Source organism: Streptomyces sp. NBC_01460 (genome assembly GCF_036227405.1).
GTDB lineage: Bacteria > Actinomycetota > Actinomycetes > Streptomycetales > Streptomycetaceae > Streptomyces.
On the sequence record NZ_CP109473.1, the window covers coordinates 6252080 to 6269291 of the forward strand.

Genomic DNA, 17212 nt, shown 5'->3' on the forward strand with positions numbered 1-17212 from the left:
GCCAGGTGCCCGTGCGCTTGCTTAGAGTGGCAGGTCCGGCAGGAAATCCTGTACCGATCGAAGGGACGTACATGCCCATGGGTCACACGGCCACAGCCCAGGCCGGTTCCGGCGGCTTGACGGCGACCGAGCACCGCTTGGCCAACGGCCTGCGCGTGGTGCTCTCCGAGGACCATCTGACCCCCGTCGCCGCGGTCTGCCTCTGGTACGACGTCGGCTCCCGTCACGAGGTCAAGGGCCGCACGGGCCTGGCTCACCTCTTCGAGCACCTGATGTTCCAGGGCTCGGGCCAGGTCAAGGGGAACGGGCACTTCGAGCTGGTGCAGGGGGCCGGTGGTTCCCTGAACGGCACGACCAGCTTCGAACGCACCAACTACTTCGAGACCATGCCCACGCACCAGCTGGAGCTGGCCCTGTGGCTCGAGGCCGACCGGATGGGCTCGCTGCTCGCCGCGCTCGACGAGGAGTCCATGGAGAACCAGCGGGACGTCGTGAAGAACGAGCGCCGCCAGCGCTACGACAACGTTCCGTACGGCACCGCCTTCGAGAAGCTCACCGCCCTCGCGTACCCGGAGGGCCACCCGTACCACCACACGCCGATCGGCTCGATGGCCGACCTCGACGCGGCGACCCTGGACGACGCGCAGGCGTTCTTCCGCACGTACTACGCGCCGAACAACGCGGTGCTCTCCGTCGTCGGTGACATCGACCCGGAGCAGACGCTCGCCTGGATCGAGAAGTACTTCGGCTCGATCCCCTCGCACGACGGCAAGCAGCCCCCGCGCGACGGCACCCTGCCGGACGTCATCGGCGAGCAGCTGCGCGAGGTCGTCCACGAGGAGGTCCCCGCGCGTGCGCTGATGGCCGCCTACCGGCTGCCGCACGACGGCACGCGCGCGTGCGACGCCGCGGACCTCGCCCTGACCGTGCTCGGCGGAGGTGAGTCGTCCCGTCTGCACAACCGTCTGGTCCGCCGCGACCGTACGGCGGTGGCCGCCGGTTTCGGGCTGCTCAGGCTGGCCGGCGCGCCCTCCCTGGGGTGGCTGGACGTCAAGACGTCCGGCGGTGTCGAGGTGCCGCAGATCGAGGCGGCCGTCGACGAGGAGCTGGCCCGCTTCGCCGAGGAGGGCCCCACGCCCGAGGAGATGGAGCGCGCCCAGGCGCAGTTGGAGCGCGAGTGGCTGGACCGGCTCGGCACGGTCGCCGGCCGCGCCGACGAACTCTGCCGGTACGCCGTCCTGTTCGGTGACCCGCAGCTCGCCCTGACCGCGGTGGGCCGGGTGCTCGACGTGACGGCGGAGGAGGTCAGGGAGGCCGCCCGGGCCGCCCTGCGCCCCGACAACCGTGCCGTCCTGGTCTACGAGCCGGTCGAACCGGCCGACGAGGCCGACGAGACCGCCGGCACCGACGCGCACGAGGGGGCCGACAAGTGACCGACGCCGCCGTGACTGGAGTAGCGATGGAGTACCACCCGCAGCCGACCGCCGGCGAGGCCAGGCCCTGGGCCTTCCCCGCGCCCGAGCGCGGCGCCCTGCCCAACGGGCTGACCGTACTGCGCTGCCACCGCCCCGGGCAGCAGGTCGTCGCCGTGGAGATCTTCCTCGACGCGCCGCTCGACGCCGAGCCCGAGGGGCTGGACGGAGTGGCGACGATCATGTCGCGCGCCCTGTCCGAGGGCACGGACAAGCGCTCCGCCGAGGAGTTCGCCGCGGAGCTGGAGCGCTGCGGCGCCACGCTGGACGCCCACGCGGACCACCCGGGGATCCGGGTCTCCCTCGAGGTCCCGGTCTCCCGCCTGTCCAAGGCGCTCGGGCTGGTCGCCGAGGCCCTGCGGGCCCCGGCCTTCGCCGAGAGCGAGATCGAGCGCCTGGTCGGCAACCGCCTCGACGAGATCCCGCACGAGCAGGCCAACCCCGCGCGCCGGGCCGCCAAGCAGCTGTCCAAGGAGCTCTTCCCCGCCACGGCCCGGATGTCCCGTCCGCGCCAGGGCACCGAGGAGACCGTCCGGCGGATCGACGCCGCGGCCGTGCGCGCCTTCTACGACGCCCACGTCCGCCCGTCCACGGCGACGGCGGTCGTCGTCGGCGACCTCACCGAGGTGGACCTGGACGCGCTGCTCGCCGAGACCGTCGGGGACTGGTCGGGCAATGCGGGCCAGGCCCGCCCGGTGCCCCCGATCACCGCGGACGACACGGGCCGTGTGGTCGTCGTGGACCGTCCCGGAGCCGTCCAGACTCAGCTGCTGATCGGCCGGATCGGCGCGGACCGGCATGACAGCGTGTGGCCCGCCCAGGTCCTCGGCACGTACTGCCTGGGGGGCACGCTCACCTCGCGGCTGGACCGCGTGCTGCGCGAGGAGAAGGGCTACACGTACGGTGTCCGGGCCTTCGGGCAGGTGCTGCGCTCGACGGCGCCCGGCTCCTCCTCCGGGGCGACCGGGGCCGCCATGCTCGCCATCAGCGGTTCCGTCGACACGGAGTCCACCGGGCCCGCGCTCGACGACCTCTGGAAGGTCCTGCGCACCCTGGCGGCCGAAGGGCTCACCGACGCCGAGCGTGAGACGGCCGTCCAGAACCTCGTGGGCGTCGCCCCGCTGAAGTACGAGACCGCGGCCTCGGTCGCGGGCACCCTGGCCGACCAGGTGGAGCAGCACCTGCCGGACGACTACCAGGCCCAGCTGTACGCGCGCCTGGCGGCGACCGGCACGGTCGAGGCGACCGCCGCCGTCGTCAACGCGTTCCCGGTGGACCGGCTGGTCACCGTCCTGGTCGGGGACGCCGCACAGATCGCGGACCCCGTACGCGCGCTCGGCATCGGCGAGGTGTCGGTCGTCACCGGCTGACATGACGGGACATCAGGGACCCCGGCGGGGCACTCTCGCCGGGGTTCTGTCTTTTGTCTGTTTTAAGCGGAAAATACATGTTCATCCTGTGGGATGTGCGACAAAAGACCCGTTCCGTTTGGCGGGCGAAAGCGGCCCCCTCTAGCGTCGGCCCGGCTGTCCGTCAGACGAATGCCGCATCCGTGGCGCCGGGCAGTCATCGCCGAGTCCCCGTCCGGCGCGAGCCTGGGGAGCCGGGGACCCACGAAGTCCCTGGGGTGAATCGGATCCCTGCACCTCGCACGAGGCTCAGGGGCCCGTAGGAGACCTTCCTGCTCCGAACCCGTCAGCTAACCCGGTAGGCGAGAAGGAAGGAAAGGACCAGCCCCTCCATGGCGTTCATCCGTGCCACCGGGAAGCACCGTGCCCCGAGCCGCCTGACGCGCAAGAGCGCCGAGGTCGCCGGCATCGCGGCCCTGGCCACCGCCGGTGTCATCGGCGCCACCGCGTCCCCCGCCCTCGCCGCGGACTCCGAGGCCGTCGCCCCGTCCTCCACCGGTCTGACGCAGGCCGTCGCCCTCGACACCACGCTCGCCGCCCAGATCGACGCCCAGGCCGAGGCCCAGGCGCACCAGGCCGAGGTCGTGGCCAAGGCGAAGGCAGCTGCGAAGGCCAAGGCGAAGGCCGAGGCCGAGGCGAAGCGCAAGGCCGAAGCCCGTGCCAAGGAGGCCCGTGAGGAGAAGGCGCGGGCAGCCCGCGCCGCCGAGCGCGCCCGGCTGAACGCGTTCCACCTCCCGGTCGCCGGCTCGCACGTGACCACGGGGTACCAGTCCGGCGGCGCGCTCTGGTCCTCCGGCACCCACTCCGGCGTGGACTTCCAGGCCGCGTCCGGCACCTCCGTCGTCGCGGTCGGCGCCGGCACGGTCGTCGAGGCCGGCTGGGGCGGCGCGTACGGCAACAACATCGTGCTCAAGATGAAGGACGGCACGTACACCCAGTACGGCCACCTCTCCTCGATCGGTGTCTCCGTCGGCCAGAGCGTCGGCTCGGGCGAGCAGATCGGCATCTCCGGCTCGACCGGCAACTCCACCGGGCCGCACCTGCACTTCGAGGCCCGGACCACCCCCGAGTACGGCTCGGACATGGACCCCGTCGCCTACCTCCGCGCCCACGGCGTCCAGGTCTGATCCGACACCTCACCACACCGCTCCGACGAAGGCCCCGGCATCCGCCGGGGCCTTCGTCGTGCGTCCGGAAGTGTGTGCGCCGACGCCTCCGCGGAACAGCTCCCTGGCCAAAAGATATCCATGGATTCCGCCCCGCCATCGGAAATGCGCGCCGGTTGCAATAGAGTCGCAGGACAGGCGTCGATCAGCCGCGTTTCGCGGGGATTAAGGCGGAGGTTCGGACATGCGCATTCCCGCGCATTCGGTATGCACGGCAATCCGTGACGACATCGTCTCCGGTGTCTTCGAGCGCGGCAGCCGCCTCACCGAAGAGGTGCTCGCGCGTCGCTACGGCGTCTCCCGCGTCCCCGTACGCGAGGCGCTGCGCACCCTGGAGTCCGAAGGGTTCGTCGTCACCCGCAGGCACGCCGGCGCCTGTGTCGCCGAGCCCACGGAACAGGAGGCCGCGGACCTTCTGGAGATCCGGATGCTCCTGGAGCCCCTGGGAGCCGCACGTGCGGCCCAGCGCCGCACCGAGGCGCACCTCAAGGTGCTCCGAGGCCTGGTCAGGCTGGGGCAGGAGCGGGTCCGCAGGGGCGAGGGAGAGGATCTGCGCTCCCTGGGCGGCTGGTTCCACGAGACGCTGGCACAGGCCTCCGGCAGCCCGGCGCTCATCGCGCTGCTCACCCAGCTCCGGCACAAGATCGCCTGGATGTACGCCGTCGAGCAGCCGGTCCGCCCCGCGGACTCCTGGGCCGAGCACGGCGCTCTCGTCGACGCCGTGGCGCGCCGCGACGCCGAGCGGGCCAGGGCGCTCGCCACCCAGCACGCGGAGCGGGCCACGGCGGCGCACCGGCTGCGGCGCCCCGACCGGCCGGGGCACCCGGCGGCCTCCGCCCGGGTGAGGACTTCGCAACACCACGTAAACATCGCGGGAGTCCGCCATTAACAATTGCGCCGTATACAAAGAGGGGTAATTGCCGGAGGGCTTTCTTTTTGCTGCCCTGATTCAGGATTTCCGGAGCGGTGTCCGCACCTGATCCGGAAACAGAAAAGCCGCGGCTCCCGGTCGGGGGTGCCGCGGCTTTCCCGCAGAAAGAAATCCGGATCGGAATGGCCGGAATCAGACGGTCTCCGGAAGCTCCTCGAGCCCCTCGGCGACCAGCTTCGCCAGACGGTCCAGGGCGGCCTCGGCGTTGTCCGCCTCGGACGCGAGCACGATCTCCTCGCCGCCCTGGGCGCCCAGGCCGAGCACCGCGAGCATGGAGGCGGCGTTCACGGGGTTGCCGTCCGCCTTGGCGATCGTCACGGGGACGCCGGAGGCCGTGGCGGCACGGACGAAGATGGAAGCGGGGCGGGCGTGCAGGCCCTCGGCCCAACCGACGTTGACGCGGCGCTCAGCCATGGTTCTGCCCTTCACGTATCAATGGGTTGTCTAGACCAGTCTCTCATGTGGTGCGCACTGCTGTGCCCGGCGTCGCCGCCGGGCGCCCACCGCCCGTCGGCCCCCTCAGCGTGCCCCTGCCGCGAACCCTCCGCGACCGGTGCGCGGCGCCGTAGGCTTTGCCCATGGAGCCCACTCCGGAGCAGAGTCCGCACCACGCGTACCCCGACCACTGGGAGGCGGACGTGGTGCTCCGCGACGGTGGCACCGCGCGCATCAGGCCCATCACCACGGACGATGCCGAGCGGCTGGTCAGCTTCTACGAGCAGGTGTCCGACGAGTCGAAGTACTACCGCTTCTTCGCCCCGTATCCGCGCCTCTCCGCCCGGGACGTGCACCGCTTCACCCATCACGACTACGTCGACCGGGTGGGACTGGCCGTCACGATCGGCGGCGAGTTCATCGCCACCGTGCGCTTCGACCGCATCAACGACCAGGGCCGGCCGGCCTCCGCCCCGGCGGACGAGGCCGAGGTCGCCTTCCTCGTCCAGGACGCCCACCAGGGCCGCGGCGTGGCGTCCGCCCTGCTCGAACACATCGCGGCAGTGGCCAGGGAGCGAGGCATCCGGCGCTTCGCCGCCGAGGTGCTGCCCGCCAACAACAAGATGATCAAGGTCTTCCGGGACGCCGGGTTCACCCAGCAGCGCAGCTTCGAGGACGGCTCCGTCCACCTCACCCTCGACCTCGAACCCACGGCCGAGTCCCTCGCGGTCCAGCGCGCCCGTGAACAGCGTGCCGAAGCGCGCTCGGTGCAGCGCCTGCTGGCCCCCGGGTCGGTCGCGGTCGTCGGCGTCGGCCGGGCGCCAGGCGGCGTGGGCAGGACGGTGCTGCGCAATCTCCTCCGCTCGGGCTTCACCGGACGCGCCTACGCGGTGAACACGTCCTTCCCCGAGGAGACGGAAACGGTCGAGGGAGTCCCCGCGCACCGCTCGGTGGGCGGGATCGGCGAGCAGGTCGACCTCGCTGTCGTCGCCGTCCCCGCCGACCGGGTGCCCGAGGCCGTCGCCGACTGCGGCGAGCACGGGGTCCAGGGCCTCGTCGTCCTCTCCGCCGGATACGCCGAGCGCGGCGCCGAAGGCCGGGAGCGGCAGCGGGAGCTGGTCCGGCAGGCACGCTCGTACGGCATGCGGATCATCGGGCCGAACGCCTTCGGCATCATCAACACCTCCGACGCGGTCCGTCTCAACGCCTCCCTCGCCCCCGAGTCGCCCAAGGCCGGGCGCATCGGGCTCTTCACCCAGTCCGGCGCCATCGGGATCGCCGTCCTGTCCGGCCTCCACCGGAGGGGCGCCGGCCTGTCGGCGTTCATCTCCGCGGGCAACCGGGCCGACGTCTCCGGCAACGACTTCCTGCAGTACTGGTTCGAGGACCAGGGCACGGACGTCGCCCTGCTGTACCTCGAATCGCTCGGCAACCCCCGCAAGTTCACCCGGCTCGCGCGCCGGACGGCGGCCGTGAAGCCCGTCGTCGTGGTGAAGGGGGCCCGGCACAGCGGAGCCAACCCGCCCGGCCACGCCGTACCGGTCAGCCGCATCCCCGACGCGACGGTGTCCGCGCTGATGCGGCAGGCGGGCGTGATCCGCGTCGACACCGTGACGGAGATGGTCGACGTGGGGCTGCTCCTCGCCGGCCAGCCCCTGCCGGACGGCCCCCGGGTCGCGATCCTCGGCAACTCGGAGTCCCTCGGCCTCCTCACCTACGACGCCTGCCTGGCGGAGGGGCTACGCCCGCGCCCGCCCCGCGACCTCACCACGGCTGCGGGCCCCGGAGACTTCCGGGACGCGCTGGGGGAGGCCCTCGCCGACCGGAAGTGCGACGCCGTGATCGTGACCGCGATCCCCTGGGTGGGGGAGAACGGCGAGGCGGAGACCGGGGACGGCGAGGTCCTGGCGGCCGCGCTGCGCGAGGCGGCGGCCACCGGCCCCGCCAAGCCGGTGGCCGTGGTGCACGTGGAGATGGGTGGCCTGGCGCAGGCCCTGGCGGTCGCCGCGAGCACCGCCACTCCGCCCGGCACCCGGCCCGCCGCGAGCACCGCGACCCGGCCCGCCACGAGCACCGCCACTCCGCCCGGGACCCGGCCCGCCGCCCCCATCGCCACGGAGCCGGGTGCCCGAGCCGCCGACCCGGAGCCGCCCGCTCCGTCCCCCGCTCCTGCGGCGAGCGGGGGACGGAGCGAGGGCACGGCGCCGGCCGCGCCGCCCGAGGAGGTGGACGCCGCCGGGCCTCCCGCCGGGCGCATCCCCGCCTACCCGGCCGCCGAGCGAGCCGTCCGGGCGCTCGCCGAGGCGGTGAAGTACGCACAGTGGCGACGCCAGGCGGCCGCCCCCGGAAGGGTGCCCGAATTCCTGGACGACACCATCGACGAACACGGGACCGCCGGACTGATCGAGACGCTGCTCGGGCCGGACCCGGACCCGCGCGGCCGTCCCCTCACCCACGACGAGGCCCGCGAGCTGCTCGCCCGCTACGGCGTCGCCGTGCGGCCGGCGCTCCCCGCCCCCGATCCGGAGGCAGCGGTCGCCGCCGCCGGGACGCTCGGCTACCCGGTGGCCCTCAAGACCACCGCTCCCCATCTCCGCCATCGCGCCGACCTCGGTGGCGTCCGGCTCGATCTCGCCAACGAGAACGCCCTGCGCCGTGCGTACGCCGAACTGACCGACCTGCTCGGCTCGCCCGCGGAGCTCAGGCCCGTCGTGCAGGCCATGGCACCCCGAGGCGTCGACACCGTCGTCAGGGCCTCGATCGACGCGGCCGCCGGTGCCGTCCTCTCCTTCGGTCTGGCCGGGGCCCCCTCCGAACTGCTGGGCGACACGGCCCACCGTCTCGTCCCCGCCACCGACCGGGACGCCGCCGAGCTGATCCGCTCGATCCGGGCGGCTCCGGTGCTGTTCGGGTGGCGCGGAGCCGCGCCGGCGGACACCGCGGCGCTCGAGGAGCTCCTGCTGCGGGTGTCCCGGCTGGTCGACGACCACCCCGAGGTGGTGTCGGTCACCCTGGAACCGGTGGTCGTGGCGACACAGGGCCTCACGGTGCTCGGAGCGAGCGTCCGGCTCGCCCCGCCGCCCGCCCGCAGCGACCTCGGTCCGCGCCGGCTTCCCAGCTACTGACCGGCGGATCGGCGTACGGGCCCGCGCACGGCGTCCCCCGCAGCCACCGGTCCCCCGTAGGATGGTCCGCATGGCAAAGACCGGTACGACGACCCAGGGGCTGCGCGCGGCGATCGAGCGCAGCGGCTACTACCCGGCCCTCGTGGCCGAGGCGGTGGAGGCCGCCGTCGGCGGTGAGCCGGTCGCTTCGTACCTGGTGCACCAGGAGACCACCTTCGACTCCAACGAGGTCCGCCGCCATGTCACGGTCCTCGTCCTGACGGACACCCGCTTCATCGTCAGCCACACCGACGAGCAGGCCGCCGACACCAGCTCCCCGACGCCGTACGCCACGACGTCCACGGAGTCGGTGAAGCTCGACCGGATCTCGTCCGTCGTGGTCAGCCGCGTGGTCGCCAATCCTGAGAAGTACGTGCCCGGCACCCTGCCCCGCGAGGTCGTCCTGACCATCGGCTGGGGCGCGGTCTCCCGCATCGACCTCGAGCCCGCCGCCTGCGGCGACTCCAACTGCGAGGCCGACCACGGCTACACCGGCAGTTCCACCGCCGACGACCTCAGCCTGCGTGTCAGCGAGGCCGGCGACGGTCCCGACACCGTGCGCCAGACCCTCGCGTTCGCCCAGGCCCTCTCCGAGGCCACGGCCGCGACCGCGCCGCCCGCCCGCTGATGGTCCAGCCCGCCTGGCAGGACCCGGTCCTGCTCGCTCCCGAAAGCGCGCCCGCACCCGAGTACGGCACCGGCTCGCTCGCCGATCTGCTGCCCACGCTGGCCGCGGGCCAGGGCGTACCCGGTTTCGAGGCGTTGATCCCGGAGCTCACCCCGGCCGACCGGAACTGCGTCTTCCTGATCGACGGCCTCGGCTGGGAGCAGATCAAGGCCCACCCGGACGAGGCGCCCTTCCTGCACTCGCTGCTCCCCACCTCCCGCGGCGGCACCGGCCGGCCCCTCACCTCGGGCTTCCCGTCCACCACGGCGACGTCGCTCGCCTCGGTCGGTACGGGCCTGCCTCCCGGGGAGCACGGCCTTCCCGGTTACACGGTGCGCAACCCGGCGACGGGCGCGCTGATGAACCAGCTCCGCTGGCGTCCGTGGACCGACCTCAAGGCCTGGCAGCCGTACCCCACCGTCTTCAAGCTGGCCGACGCCGCGGGCGTGCGCACGGCCCAGGTCTCCGCCCCCGGCTTCGAGCAGACCCCGCTCACCAAGGTCGCGCTCAGCGGCGGTTCCTTCCTCGGCAGGCTCACCGGCGAGGAACGCATGGACCTCGCCGGTGAGCGGCTCGCCGCCGGCGACAGGTCACTCGTCTACACGTACTACAGCGAGGTCGACGGCCAGGGGCACCGCTTCGGTGTCGACTCCGACGCCTGGAGGGGGCAGCTCATGTACGTCGACGGGCTCGCCCGGCGTCTCGCGGAGCAACTGCCGCCCCGCTCCGCGCTCTACATCACCGCCGACCACGGCATGATCGACATCCCGTTCGACGAGCAGTCGCGGATCGACTTCGACGAGGACTGGGAGCTGAGCGCCGGAGTCGCCCTGCTGGGCGGCGAGGGCCGCGCGCGCCACGTGTACGCGGTCCCCGGGGCCGAGGCCGACGTGCTCACCGTCTGGCGCGAGGTGCTCGGCGAGCAGTTCTGGGTGGCGAGCCGGGACGAGGCCGTCGCGGCGGGCTGGTTCGGTCCCCGGATCGACGAGCGGGTGTACGGCAGGATCGGCGACGTCGTGGCCGCCGCCCACGACGACGTGGTCATCACCGCTTCGGCCAACGAGCCCCACGAGTCCGCCATGGTGGGGATGCACGGATCGCTCACCCCCGTGGAACAGCTCGTCCCGCTCCTCGAAGTACGCTCGTAGCCGGCATTTCCCCCACCCCCCCCACGCACACACGTACCGCACCCGAAAGGCGCTCGACTTCTCATGCCCGAGCTTGTGTTCTTCTCCGGAACGATGGACTGCGGAAAGAGCACGCTGGCCCTCCAGATCGGCCACAACCGGTCGGCGCGCGGGCTGCGGGGTGTGATCTTCACCCGGGACGACCGTGCGGGCGAAGGCAAGCTGTCGTCCCGTCTGGGCCTGGTGACCGAGGCGGTCGAGGCGTCGCCGGGCATGGATCTCTACGGCTATCTCGTGAGCCGGATGTCGAAGGGCGACAAGGTCGACCACGTGATCGTGGACGAGGCCCAGTTCCTCGCCCCCGAGCAGATCGACCAACTGGCCCGTGTCGTCGACGACCTCGGCCTCGACGTCTTCGCGTTCGGCATCACCACGGACTTCCGCACCAAGCTCTTCCCCGGTTCGCAGCGGCTGATCGAGCTGGCGGACCGGATAGAGACGCTCCAGGTCGAGGCCCTGTGCTGGTGCGGCGCCCGTGCCACGCACAACGCGCGGACGGTCGGCGGGGTGATGGTGGTCGAGGGTGAGCAGGTGGTCGTGGGCGATGTGGACCAGCAGGCCACGGACGTCGGCTACGAGGTCCTCTGCCGGCGTCACCACCGTCGTCACATGACGAGCGCCTCGGCCCACGCGGGGGCGCTGTCGCCGGACGTCCTGCCGGTCGCCTCCTCGTGACCGTACGTCTGTAGCCTCCGTGCGTCCGGCCGTCCGGCCGGCCTTCCGCCGTACTGTGAACTCCACGTGTACGGAAGCCGTTTCACCGCTCCGCCCGGGTACCTTCGTCCACGTGCCAGAGAAGACGCCGCACGGCTTACGCATGATCCACCCCTCGCCCACGGGCGCGGCCCGGTCGAGGTGATCACGCCGACGGACCCGTCCGCGCCTGCGGAGCGCGACGCGCCGCCGTCCGTCCGGGGCAGGCGGACGGCGTTCGGCGGTGCCCTGATCGCCGCCTTCGGCGGCTTCGCCGGTTTCAACCTGCTGCTCTCCGCGCTGCCGGCGTACGCCGTCCGCTCCGGTGCCGGACCGTCGGGTGCCGGGGCTCTCACCGCCACCCTGATGGCGACCACCCTGGCCGTGCAGCCCTTCACGCCGTGGCTCTTCGTCCGCCTCGGGCGGCGGACGTCCCTCGCGGTGAGCGGTGCGCTGCTCGGGCTGCCCTGCCTGGCCCTGCCGGCCGCCTCCACGCTGACCGCTCTGAACGGCCTCGCGGCGGTACGCGGGCTGGGCTTCGGCATCCTCGTCGTCGCCGGTGTCACCTTCACCACGGAACTGTTCCCCCCGGCTCACCGGGGGCGGGTCATCGGCTGGTACGGCGCCGTGGTCGGCGTCGCCGGAGTCCTGGGTGCGCCCCTGGGCATCGCGCTGGCCCGGCAGGAGGCGTACACGCTCACCTTCGCGCTCGCCGCCGGGGCGGCCGGCCTCGTGGTGCTCGGCTCGTTCGGCTTCCCCCGGGGAACTCCGGCCGGGCCTCGCCCCGCGAAACGGACCCGGGCCCCGCGCGGGACATGGAGGGCCTTGCGCCCCATGACCGGCCCCCTGCTGGTGGAGATCGCCTCCACCACGGCCTACGGAGTCGTCTTCACCTTTCTGCCGCTGACCGCCTCGGCCGCGCCAGGGGCACTGCTCACCGCGCAGGCCTCCTCCGTGCTGGCCCGGCTCGGCGGAGGGTGGCTCATCGACCGGTACGGCGGCCGGCGCGTGCTCGCACCCGCCGTGGTCCTCACCGCGCTCGGCACCGCGGCGGGAGCGGCCTCCCATGAACCGGGCCTGCTGCTGGCCGGTGCCGTGCTGTTCGGCGCGGGCTTCGGTGCCGTCCAGAGCGCCACCCTGGTGCTGGCCATGGAGGCGGCCGGCGACAGCGCCGCCGGGCTCGGGCTGGCCGGCGTCGCCTGGAACATCGCGTTCGACGCCGGCACCGGGATCGGGTCGCTCGCGGGCGGCCCCCTGCTCGCCGCCGGCGGCCCGCCCGCTCTCTTCGTGACGACCGGGGCCGTACTGGCCGCTCTGCTTCTCGTCCCGGCCGCGCGAAGCCCCAGCCGGCCGGAGGGACGGACATGAGGCCCTCGGCTTCACCCCGTACGCACCCGCAAAGTGGCCGGCCTCCGTCTGGCGTACAGAGAGCGCCGGGACCGCCCGCCGCTTCTCCCTCATTCCTGCCGGGCATTTCACTCGGCGGTAATTCCACTACAAGGCGCGGGAGTTGATATTCTCAGGCCATGCGGATAGGCGTAAATGTTCCCAACTTCGGCCCCGGCACCACCCCGGACAATCTTGCCCGCTGGGCCAAAACGGTGGAGGGTCTCGGCTTTGACCTGTTGATGGTCTCCGACCATGTGGCGATCACGGCGGATGTCGCCAAGCAGTATCCCGCCCCGTTCTACGAGCCGTTCACCACGCTCGCCTGGCTGGCCGGGATCACGACCAGGATCAAGCTGGGCACGACCGTTCTCATTCTTCCCTACCGGCACCCACTGTTGACCGCCCGAATGGCGGCCAACCTGCACCAGCTCTCCGGAGGCAGACTGATTCTCGGAGTCGGCGTCGGCTGGGCGCGTGAGGAATTCGCGGCGCTCGGTGTGCCTTTCGAAAAGCGTGGCGCACTGACCGACGCACACCTCGGCGCATTGCGCGCCGCATGGGACGACGAAGCCGACTACGAGAGCGGACAGATTCCGATCTGGATCGGCGGCAACAGCGACGCCGCACTGCGTCGGGCGACACGTCTCGGAATGCCCTGGCATCCCCTGCGATTCACCATGCCGTGGTTCCACGGCGCGCTGGACCGTCTGCGGGGCATCGCGGCGGAACTCGGACGACCCGTGCCCGATCTGGTGCCGCGTATCACCCTCCGGCTCACGGACACACCGGTCGACGATCCGGACCGTCGCGCCGGCGAAGGCACCATCGACCAGATCTTCGACGACATCGAGCAGCTGCGCCTCGCCGGTGCGGAAACCGTGCTGCTCGACCCCTACAACGGCGATCCGGACGAGACACTCCGGCCCGAGGCGGCGTGGCAGGCCCTGGCCACCGTGGCCGCGCACAGGGCCCACCGATATCCCACAGAGACGGAGTAGCAGTGGCTCCCAACGACCACGACCTTCCCGGGGGCGACGCCGACGGCGCCGCAGTCACCGACACCGACCTGACCTACCTGCGCCGCTGCCTCGAACTGGCGGCGGAAGCGGTGGACGCCGGCGACTGGCCGTTCGGGTCCGTGCTGGTCGACGCCGACGGCAAGATCCTCGCGGAGGACCGCAACCGCGAGTCCACCACCGGAGACCCCACCATGCACCCGGAGTTCGAGCTCGCGCGGTGGGCCGCGGGCCACCTGAGCCCCGAGGAACGGGCCACGGCGACCGTCTACACCTCGGGGGAGCACTGCCCGATGTGCGCCGCCGCACACGGCTGGGTCGGACTGGGCCGCATCGTGTACGCGAGCTCGGCCCAGCAGGCCAGGGACTGGAAGGCCGAGTGGGGTGTGCCCCTCACCTCGCCCCTGAGCCCGCTGTCCGTCGGGGACGTCGTCCCGGGACTGGTGACGGCCGGCCCCGTTCCCGAACTCGCCGCCCAGGTCAAGGCCTTGACTCTCCGCTCCCGTACGGGGGCCGACGAAGCGAGCTGACGACGGCCGAAGCCCGGGCCTGCGGCGGCTGTCGCCGCGAGGCCCGGGCTTCTGCGTGGTCAGCCGGTGTGTCCCGGATCAGACCATGAACTGGTCGTACTTGGCCATGTGCTCCTGCAGTTCCTCCAGGCTGGGGTTGCGCCCGTTGGCCGTGAGGCGGCCGAGGCCGCGGAAGTACTCCTCACGGTTGTAGATCGGATAGAACATGATCAGCAGGGTCGCGTCCTCATTGCCCCTGTTCGTGAAGCCGTGCGGCTCCCCCTTGGGCACGTAGGCGAACGCGCCCGGCTCACCCACCACCGTGCGGTCGCCTATCGTGAACTCGATCTCGCCACGCACGACGTAGAACATCTCCGTGGACTTCTTGTGCACGTGAGGACTGGCACCCTTGGCCTCCGGGGCCATGTGGTGCTCGAAGAAGCCGAATTCGCCGTCGGAATCGGGCGTCGTGAGCTTGAGGTACGTCCTCTTCGTGTCCCGGATGTTGACGAACTCGCCTTCGCCGGCAGGGACATACAGCGGAACAGACACTTCTCTCCTCGGTTGGTGTGTGACAACGAACGGCCTGCTCACCGGCGCGGCGGCAGGAAGTGGATCAGGTGGTCTCGGCAAGGCTCGGGTCCTGCTGCGGCCGTGCGGCCGCCTGCGTCTGTGCCCACCGGCCGATGGCCGGCGCGGCGAAGCCGGCGGCGGCGAACACCACGGCCAGTGCGACCCATCCCGAGGAGCCGACCGTGACGATCAGGCTGACCGCGATCGGTGCCGCGATCTGCTGCACGGCGACGCCGAGCCAGAAGACCGAGAGGTAGACGCCCTCCTGGCCGGCGGGCGCGAGCAGGTAGGACCCGCCCCATCCGCCGGCGGACTGCCACAGCTCCCCGCCCGTCAGGGCGATCATGGCCAGCAGCAGCACGACGACGGCAAGGACGACCGGCAGCCCCGGTGCGGCGCCGAGCAGCAGACAGCAGGCGGCGAGCGAGATCCCGGCCCGCACCAGTGCCCGCGACGCCCCGGGGATGTCCTCGGTGCCACGGCTCGCCCGTACCTGAAGGAGGACCGCCAGTACGGTGTTGACGGCCACCAGGGGGGAGATCAGCGCGGCCGAGACATCCGTGTGTCCCACGATCCACAAGGGGATGCCGATGCTGAGCAGGGTCATGTGCATGGTGAGGATCGCGTTGATCCCGGCGAAGGAGAGGAACGAGCCGTCCCGCAGCACACGGACCGAGAACCGCCGTCGGAGTTCCTTCGCCGGTGCGTTGAGCAACGGCAGCCGGGAGGCGAGGAACGCCAGCGCGGCGAACGACGCGGCGTTCAGCAGGAGGATCACGGCGTACCCGGGCCGGGTGTCGATCAGCAGCCCGACACCGCCGAGCAGGGCTCCGACGGTGAAGCCGACGTTGCGCGTCGACCGCAGGACGGCGACCACCCTGACCCGGTCCGAGGTCGACACCGCCTGCCCGACGAGGGCCTGTTCCATCGGCGCGGCCGCCTTGTCGACGAGGCCGAGCAGACACACCACGGTGAGGAACTGCCACAGGTTCTGGACGAACGGGTAGAGCACGAAGCAGGCGCAGCGCCACAGGCTCACCCCGATCAGGACCTTCTTCGGACCGATCCGGTCCGCCACGATCCCGATCGGGATCGCCGTGGCCAGGGCGATGGCGGCGGACAGGCCGAGGCCGAAACCGAGGTTGCGCTCCGACAGGTGGACCGATCTGGTGATGAACGGGACGGAGACGGCCAGGAAGGCGCCCGTTCCCACCGCGTCGATCGCCCCGATCACGGCCAGCCGTATGCCGACCGAACCTCCGGGTATGGACGTGCGCAGCCCACGTAGGCGCTGCCAGCGAACAGACATGTCGTTCCTCAATCAGTGGCGATGCGGATGGCGGCGTCCGCGTCCAGGACGCGCTGCCGCGTGGTGTCCGCGTCCGGTCCGGTCGCGATGACGTGCCCGGCGCGGTCCCAGGAGGAGGCCCATGCCCCGACCTCCTGGCCGGCCTCGACATCCACCTCCACGGCCCGGATGCCCGGCAGTTGCTTCGCCGTGTCCTCGCCGGCGACCTCGATGACGGTGCCCGGCCGGGCCGACAGGAACCGGATCGCAGACGTCCGCTGCGCTGTCCGGGGAAGCGTGACCGGGCGGTCGGCCAGGAGATCGATGAGGGTCAGCCTGATCCGGGTGTCGTAGGCCAGGTCGATCAGGTCGATCAGGTAGTCGCCGGGGCACCGGCCGGCGCATTCGACCAGCGTCGGGCCGGACTCGGTCAGGATCCACTCGGCGTGCAGGATGCCGGTCCGGAAGCCGATCGCGGAGACCAGCGACCGGATGGCCGTCTCGAACGCCGCCTTGGTGTCCTCGTCCAGCGGTGCGGGCAGCAGATGGCCGAGCTCCACCGGATAGGGCCCGGGGATCACCGTCTTGGCCGTGATGTTCTCGAAGACGATCTCGCCGTGCCGCACCAGTGCCTCGATGCTGTACTCGGGACCGCGCAGGCGTTCCTCGGCCAGGAAGCGCCAGTCGAGCGGCCGGTCGGGTACCTGTTCGTACTCGGTGGCCGACGAGGTCCGCTCCCACGCCAGCGCCGCGGTGGTGGCGTCGACCGAGTCCAGCAGCTGCACGCCGACGCTCGCCTGCCGGTTCGCCGGTTTGACCACCACCGGCCCGTCACCGGCGAAGTCGAGGATGTCCTCGGGCCCGTGCACCTCGCGCCAGCGGGGATTGCGGACTCCGCCCGCGCCGGCGACCTCGCGCAACCGGACCTTGTCCCGGAGCGCCTGTGCCGCGGCCTCCGTCGCGCCCGGCAGCCCCAGCTTCTCGGCCAGGGCGGCCGCCGCCGGGACCGCGTACTCCAGACCCGGCACGACGGCGGCCACCGGCCGCGCCGCCGAGAGCTCGACCGCGAGGTCGAGGGCTTCGGCCGACTGCTGGTACCGCGCCGGGACGATCCTGTCCAGGCAGTCGAACGCCGCCGGCGCGTCCTGCAGTTTCCGCTTGCGGATCATGTCGGGTTCCTCGATCACCACGACGGATCCGCTGGGCACCCTCCCGTCGATCGCGCGCAGATAGGCCGCGTTGTATCCGACGAACAGCACCTGGGTGTCCGTGTCGGGGACGGTCATGGCGACCTCCTGTCTGAGGGGACGGAC

At 72.0% G+C, this 17212-nt stretch carries 15 protein-coding genes and 1 riboswitch; of the genes, 11 read left to right on the plus strand and 4 right to left on the minus strand.

Features of this window, described 5'->3' with window-relative positions; genetic code table 11:
* The first annotated feature begins 71 nt into the window (after positions 1–71).
* The 4 genes from OG488_RS28280 (at position 72) to OG488_RS28295 (ending at position 4936) form a co-directional block, all read left to right on the plus strand.
* Positions 72–1433, plus strand: a complete 1362-nt coding sequence (locus tag OG488_RS28280) for a M16 family metallopeptidase (RefSeq protein ID WP_329233665.1) — start codon at positions 72–74, stop codon at positions 1431–1433.
* Positions 1434–1459: 26 nt separating this feature from the next.
* Positions 1460–2842, plus strand: a complete 1383-nt coding sequence (locus OG488_RS28285; protein ID WP_329233666.1) for a M16 family metallopeptidase — start codon at positions 1460–1462, stop codon at positions 2840–2842.
* A gap of 190 nt (positions 2843–3032) precedes the next feature.
* A riboswitch (cyclic di-AMP (ydaO/yuaA leader) is annotated at positions 3033–3200 on the plus strand.
* Positions 3201–3213: 13 nt separating this feature from the next.
* The gene (locus tag OG488_RS28290; RefSeq protein ID WP_329233669.1) at positions 3214–4008 is read left to right on the plus strand and encodes a M23 family metallopeptidase; all 795 of its coding nucleotides are present in this window, start codon (positions 3214–3216) and stop codon (positions 4006–4008) included.
* Positions 4009–4231: 223 nt separating this feature from the next.
* A complete protein-coding gene (locus OG488_RS28295) occupies positions 4232–4936 on the plus strand; it encodes a GntR family transcriptional regulator (RefSeq protein ID WP_329233671.1) in 705 nt (234 codons plus the stop codon).
* Positions 4937–5110: 174 nt separating this feature from the next.
* Here OG488_RS28295 and OG488_RS28300 read toward each other — a convergent pair whose 3' ends face one another.
* The gene (locus OG488_RS28300) at positions 5111–5392 is read right to left on the minus strand and encodes an HPr family phosphocarrier protein (RefSeq protein ID WP_018520603.1); all 282 of its coding nucleotides are present in this window, start codon (positions 5390–5392) and stop codon (positions 5111–5113) included.
* A gap of 164 nt (positions 5393–5556) precedes the next feature.
* Between OG488_RS28300 and OG488_RS28305 the strand changes: the two genes are divergently transcribed.
* The 7 genes from OG488_RS28305 to OG488_RS28335 all read left to right on the plus strand — a co-directional run bounded on the left by OG488_RS28305 (position 5557) and on the right by OG488_RS28335 (position 14059).
* Positions 5557–8538 (plus strand): bifunctional acetate--CoA ligase family protein/GNAT family N-acetyltransferase, encoded by a 2982-nt coding sequence (locus tag OG488_RS28305; protein ID WP_329233672.1) that lies wholly within the window; start codon positions 5557–5559, stop codon positions 8536–8538.
* A 70-nt stretch (positions 8539–8608) separates the two neighbouring features.
* Complete coding sequence (locus tag OG488_RS28310) at positions 8609–9205, plus strand: DUF5998 family protein (protein WP_329233674.1); 597 nt, start codon at positions 8609–8611, stop codon at positions 9203–9205.
* Positions 9205–10392 (plus strand): alkaline phosphatase family protein, encoded by a 1188-nt coding sequence (locus tag OG488_RS28315; RefSeq protein ID WP_329233675.1) that lies wholly within the window; start codon positions 9205–9207, stop codon positions 10390–10392. Before OG488_RS28310 ends, OG488_RS28315 begins: the two co-directional genes overlap by 1 nt.
* Before the next feature lie 63 nt (positions 10393–10455).
* Positions 10456–11106 (plus strand): thymidine kinase, encoded by a 651-nt coding sequence (locus OG488_RS28320; protein ID WP_329233677.1) that lies wholly within the window; start codon positions 10456–10458, stop codon positions 11104–11106.
* A 180-nt stretch (positions 11107–11286) separates the two neighbouring features.
* Complete coding sequence (locus OG488_RS28325) at positions 11287–12492, plus strand: MFS transporter (protein WP_329233679.1); 1206 nt, start codon at positions 11287–11289, stop codon at positions 12490–12492.
* Positions 12493–12650: 158 nt separating this feature from the next.
* Positions 12651–13511, plus strand: coding sequence for an LLM class flavin-dependent oxidoreductase (locus OG488_RS28330; protein ID WP_329233681.1), 861 nt, complete (start codon positions 12651–12653; stop codon positions 13509–13511).
* Between the two features lie 2 nt (positions 13512–13513).
* On the plus strand, positions 13514–14059 hold the full coding sequence (locus OG488_RS28335) for a nucleoside deaminase (protein WP_443074249.1): 546 nt from the start codon (positions 13514–13516) through the stop codon (positions 14057–14059).
* 78 nt (positions 14060–14137) lie between these two features.
* On the opposite strand, the gene OG488_RS28340 is transcribed toward OG488_RS28335, so the two are convergent.
* The 3 genes from OG488_RS28340 to OG488_RS28350 form a co-directional block, all read right to left on the minus strand.
* Positions 14138–14590 carry a cupin domain-containing protein gene (locus OG488_RS28340; RefSeq protein ID WP_329233683.1) on the minus strand — a complete coding sequence of 151 codons (453 nt, stop codon included), beginning with the start codon at positions 14588–14590 and terminating at the stop codon, positions 14138–14140.
* A 64-nt stretch (positions 14591–14654) separates the two neighbouring features.
* Entirely contained in the window at positions 14655–15920 is a 1266-nt protein-coding gene (locus tag OG488_RS28345) for an MFS transporter (RefSeq protein WP_329233685.1), read from the minus strand.
* A gap of 8 nt (positions 15921–15928) precedes the next feature.
* Positions 15929–17185, minus strand: coding sequence for an ATP-grasp domain-containing protein (locus tag OG488_RS28350; protein WP_329233687.1), 1257 nt, complete (start codon positions 17183–17185; stop codon positions 15929–15931).
* Positions 17186–17212 lie beyond the last annotated feature (27 nt).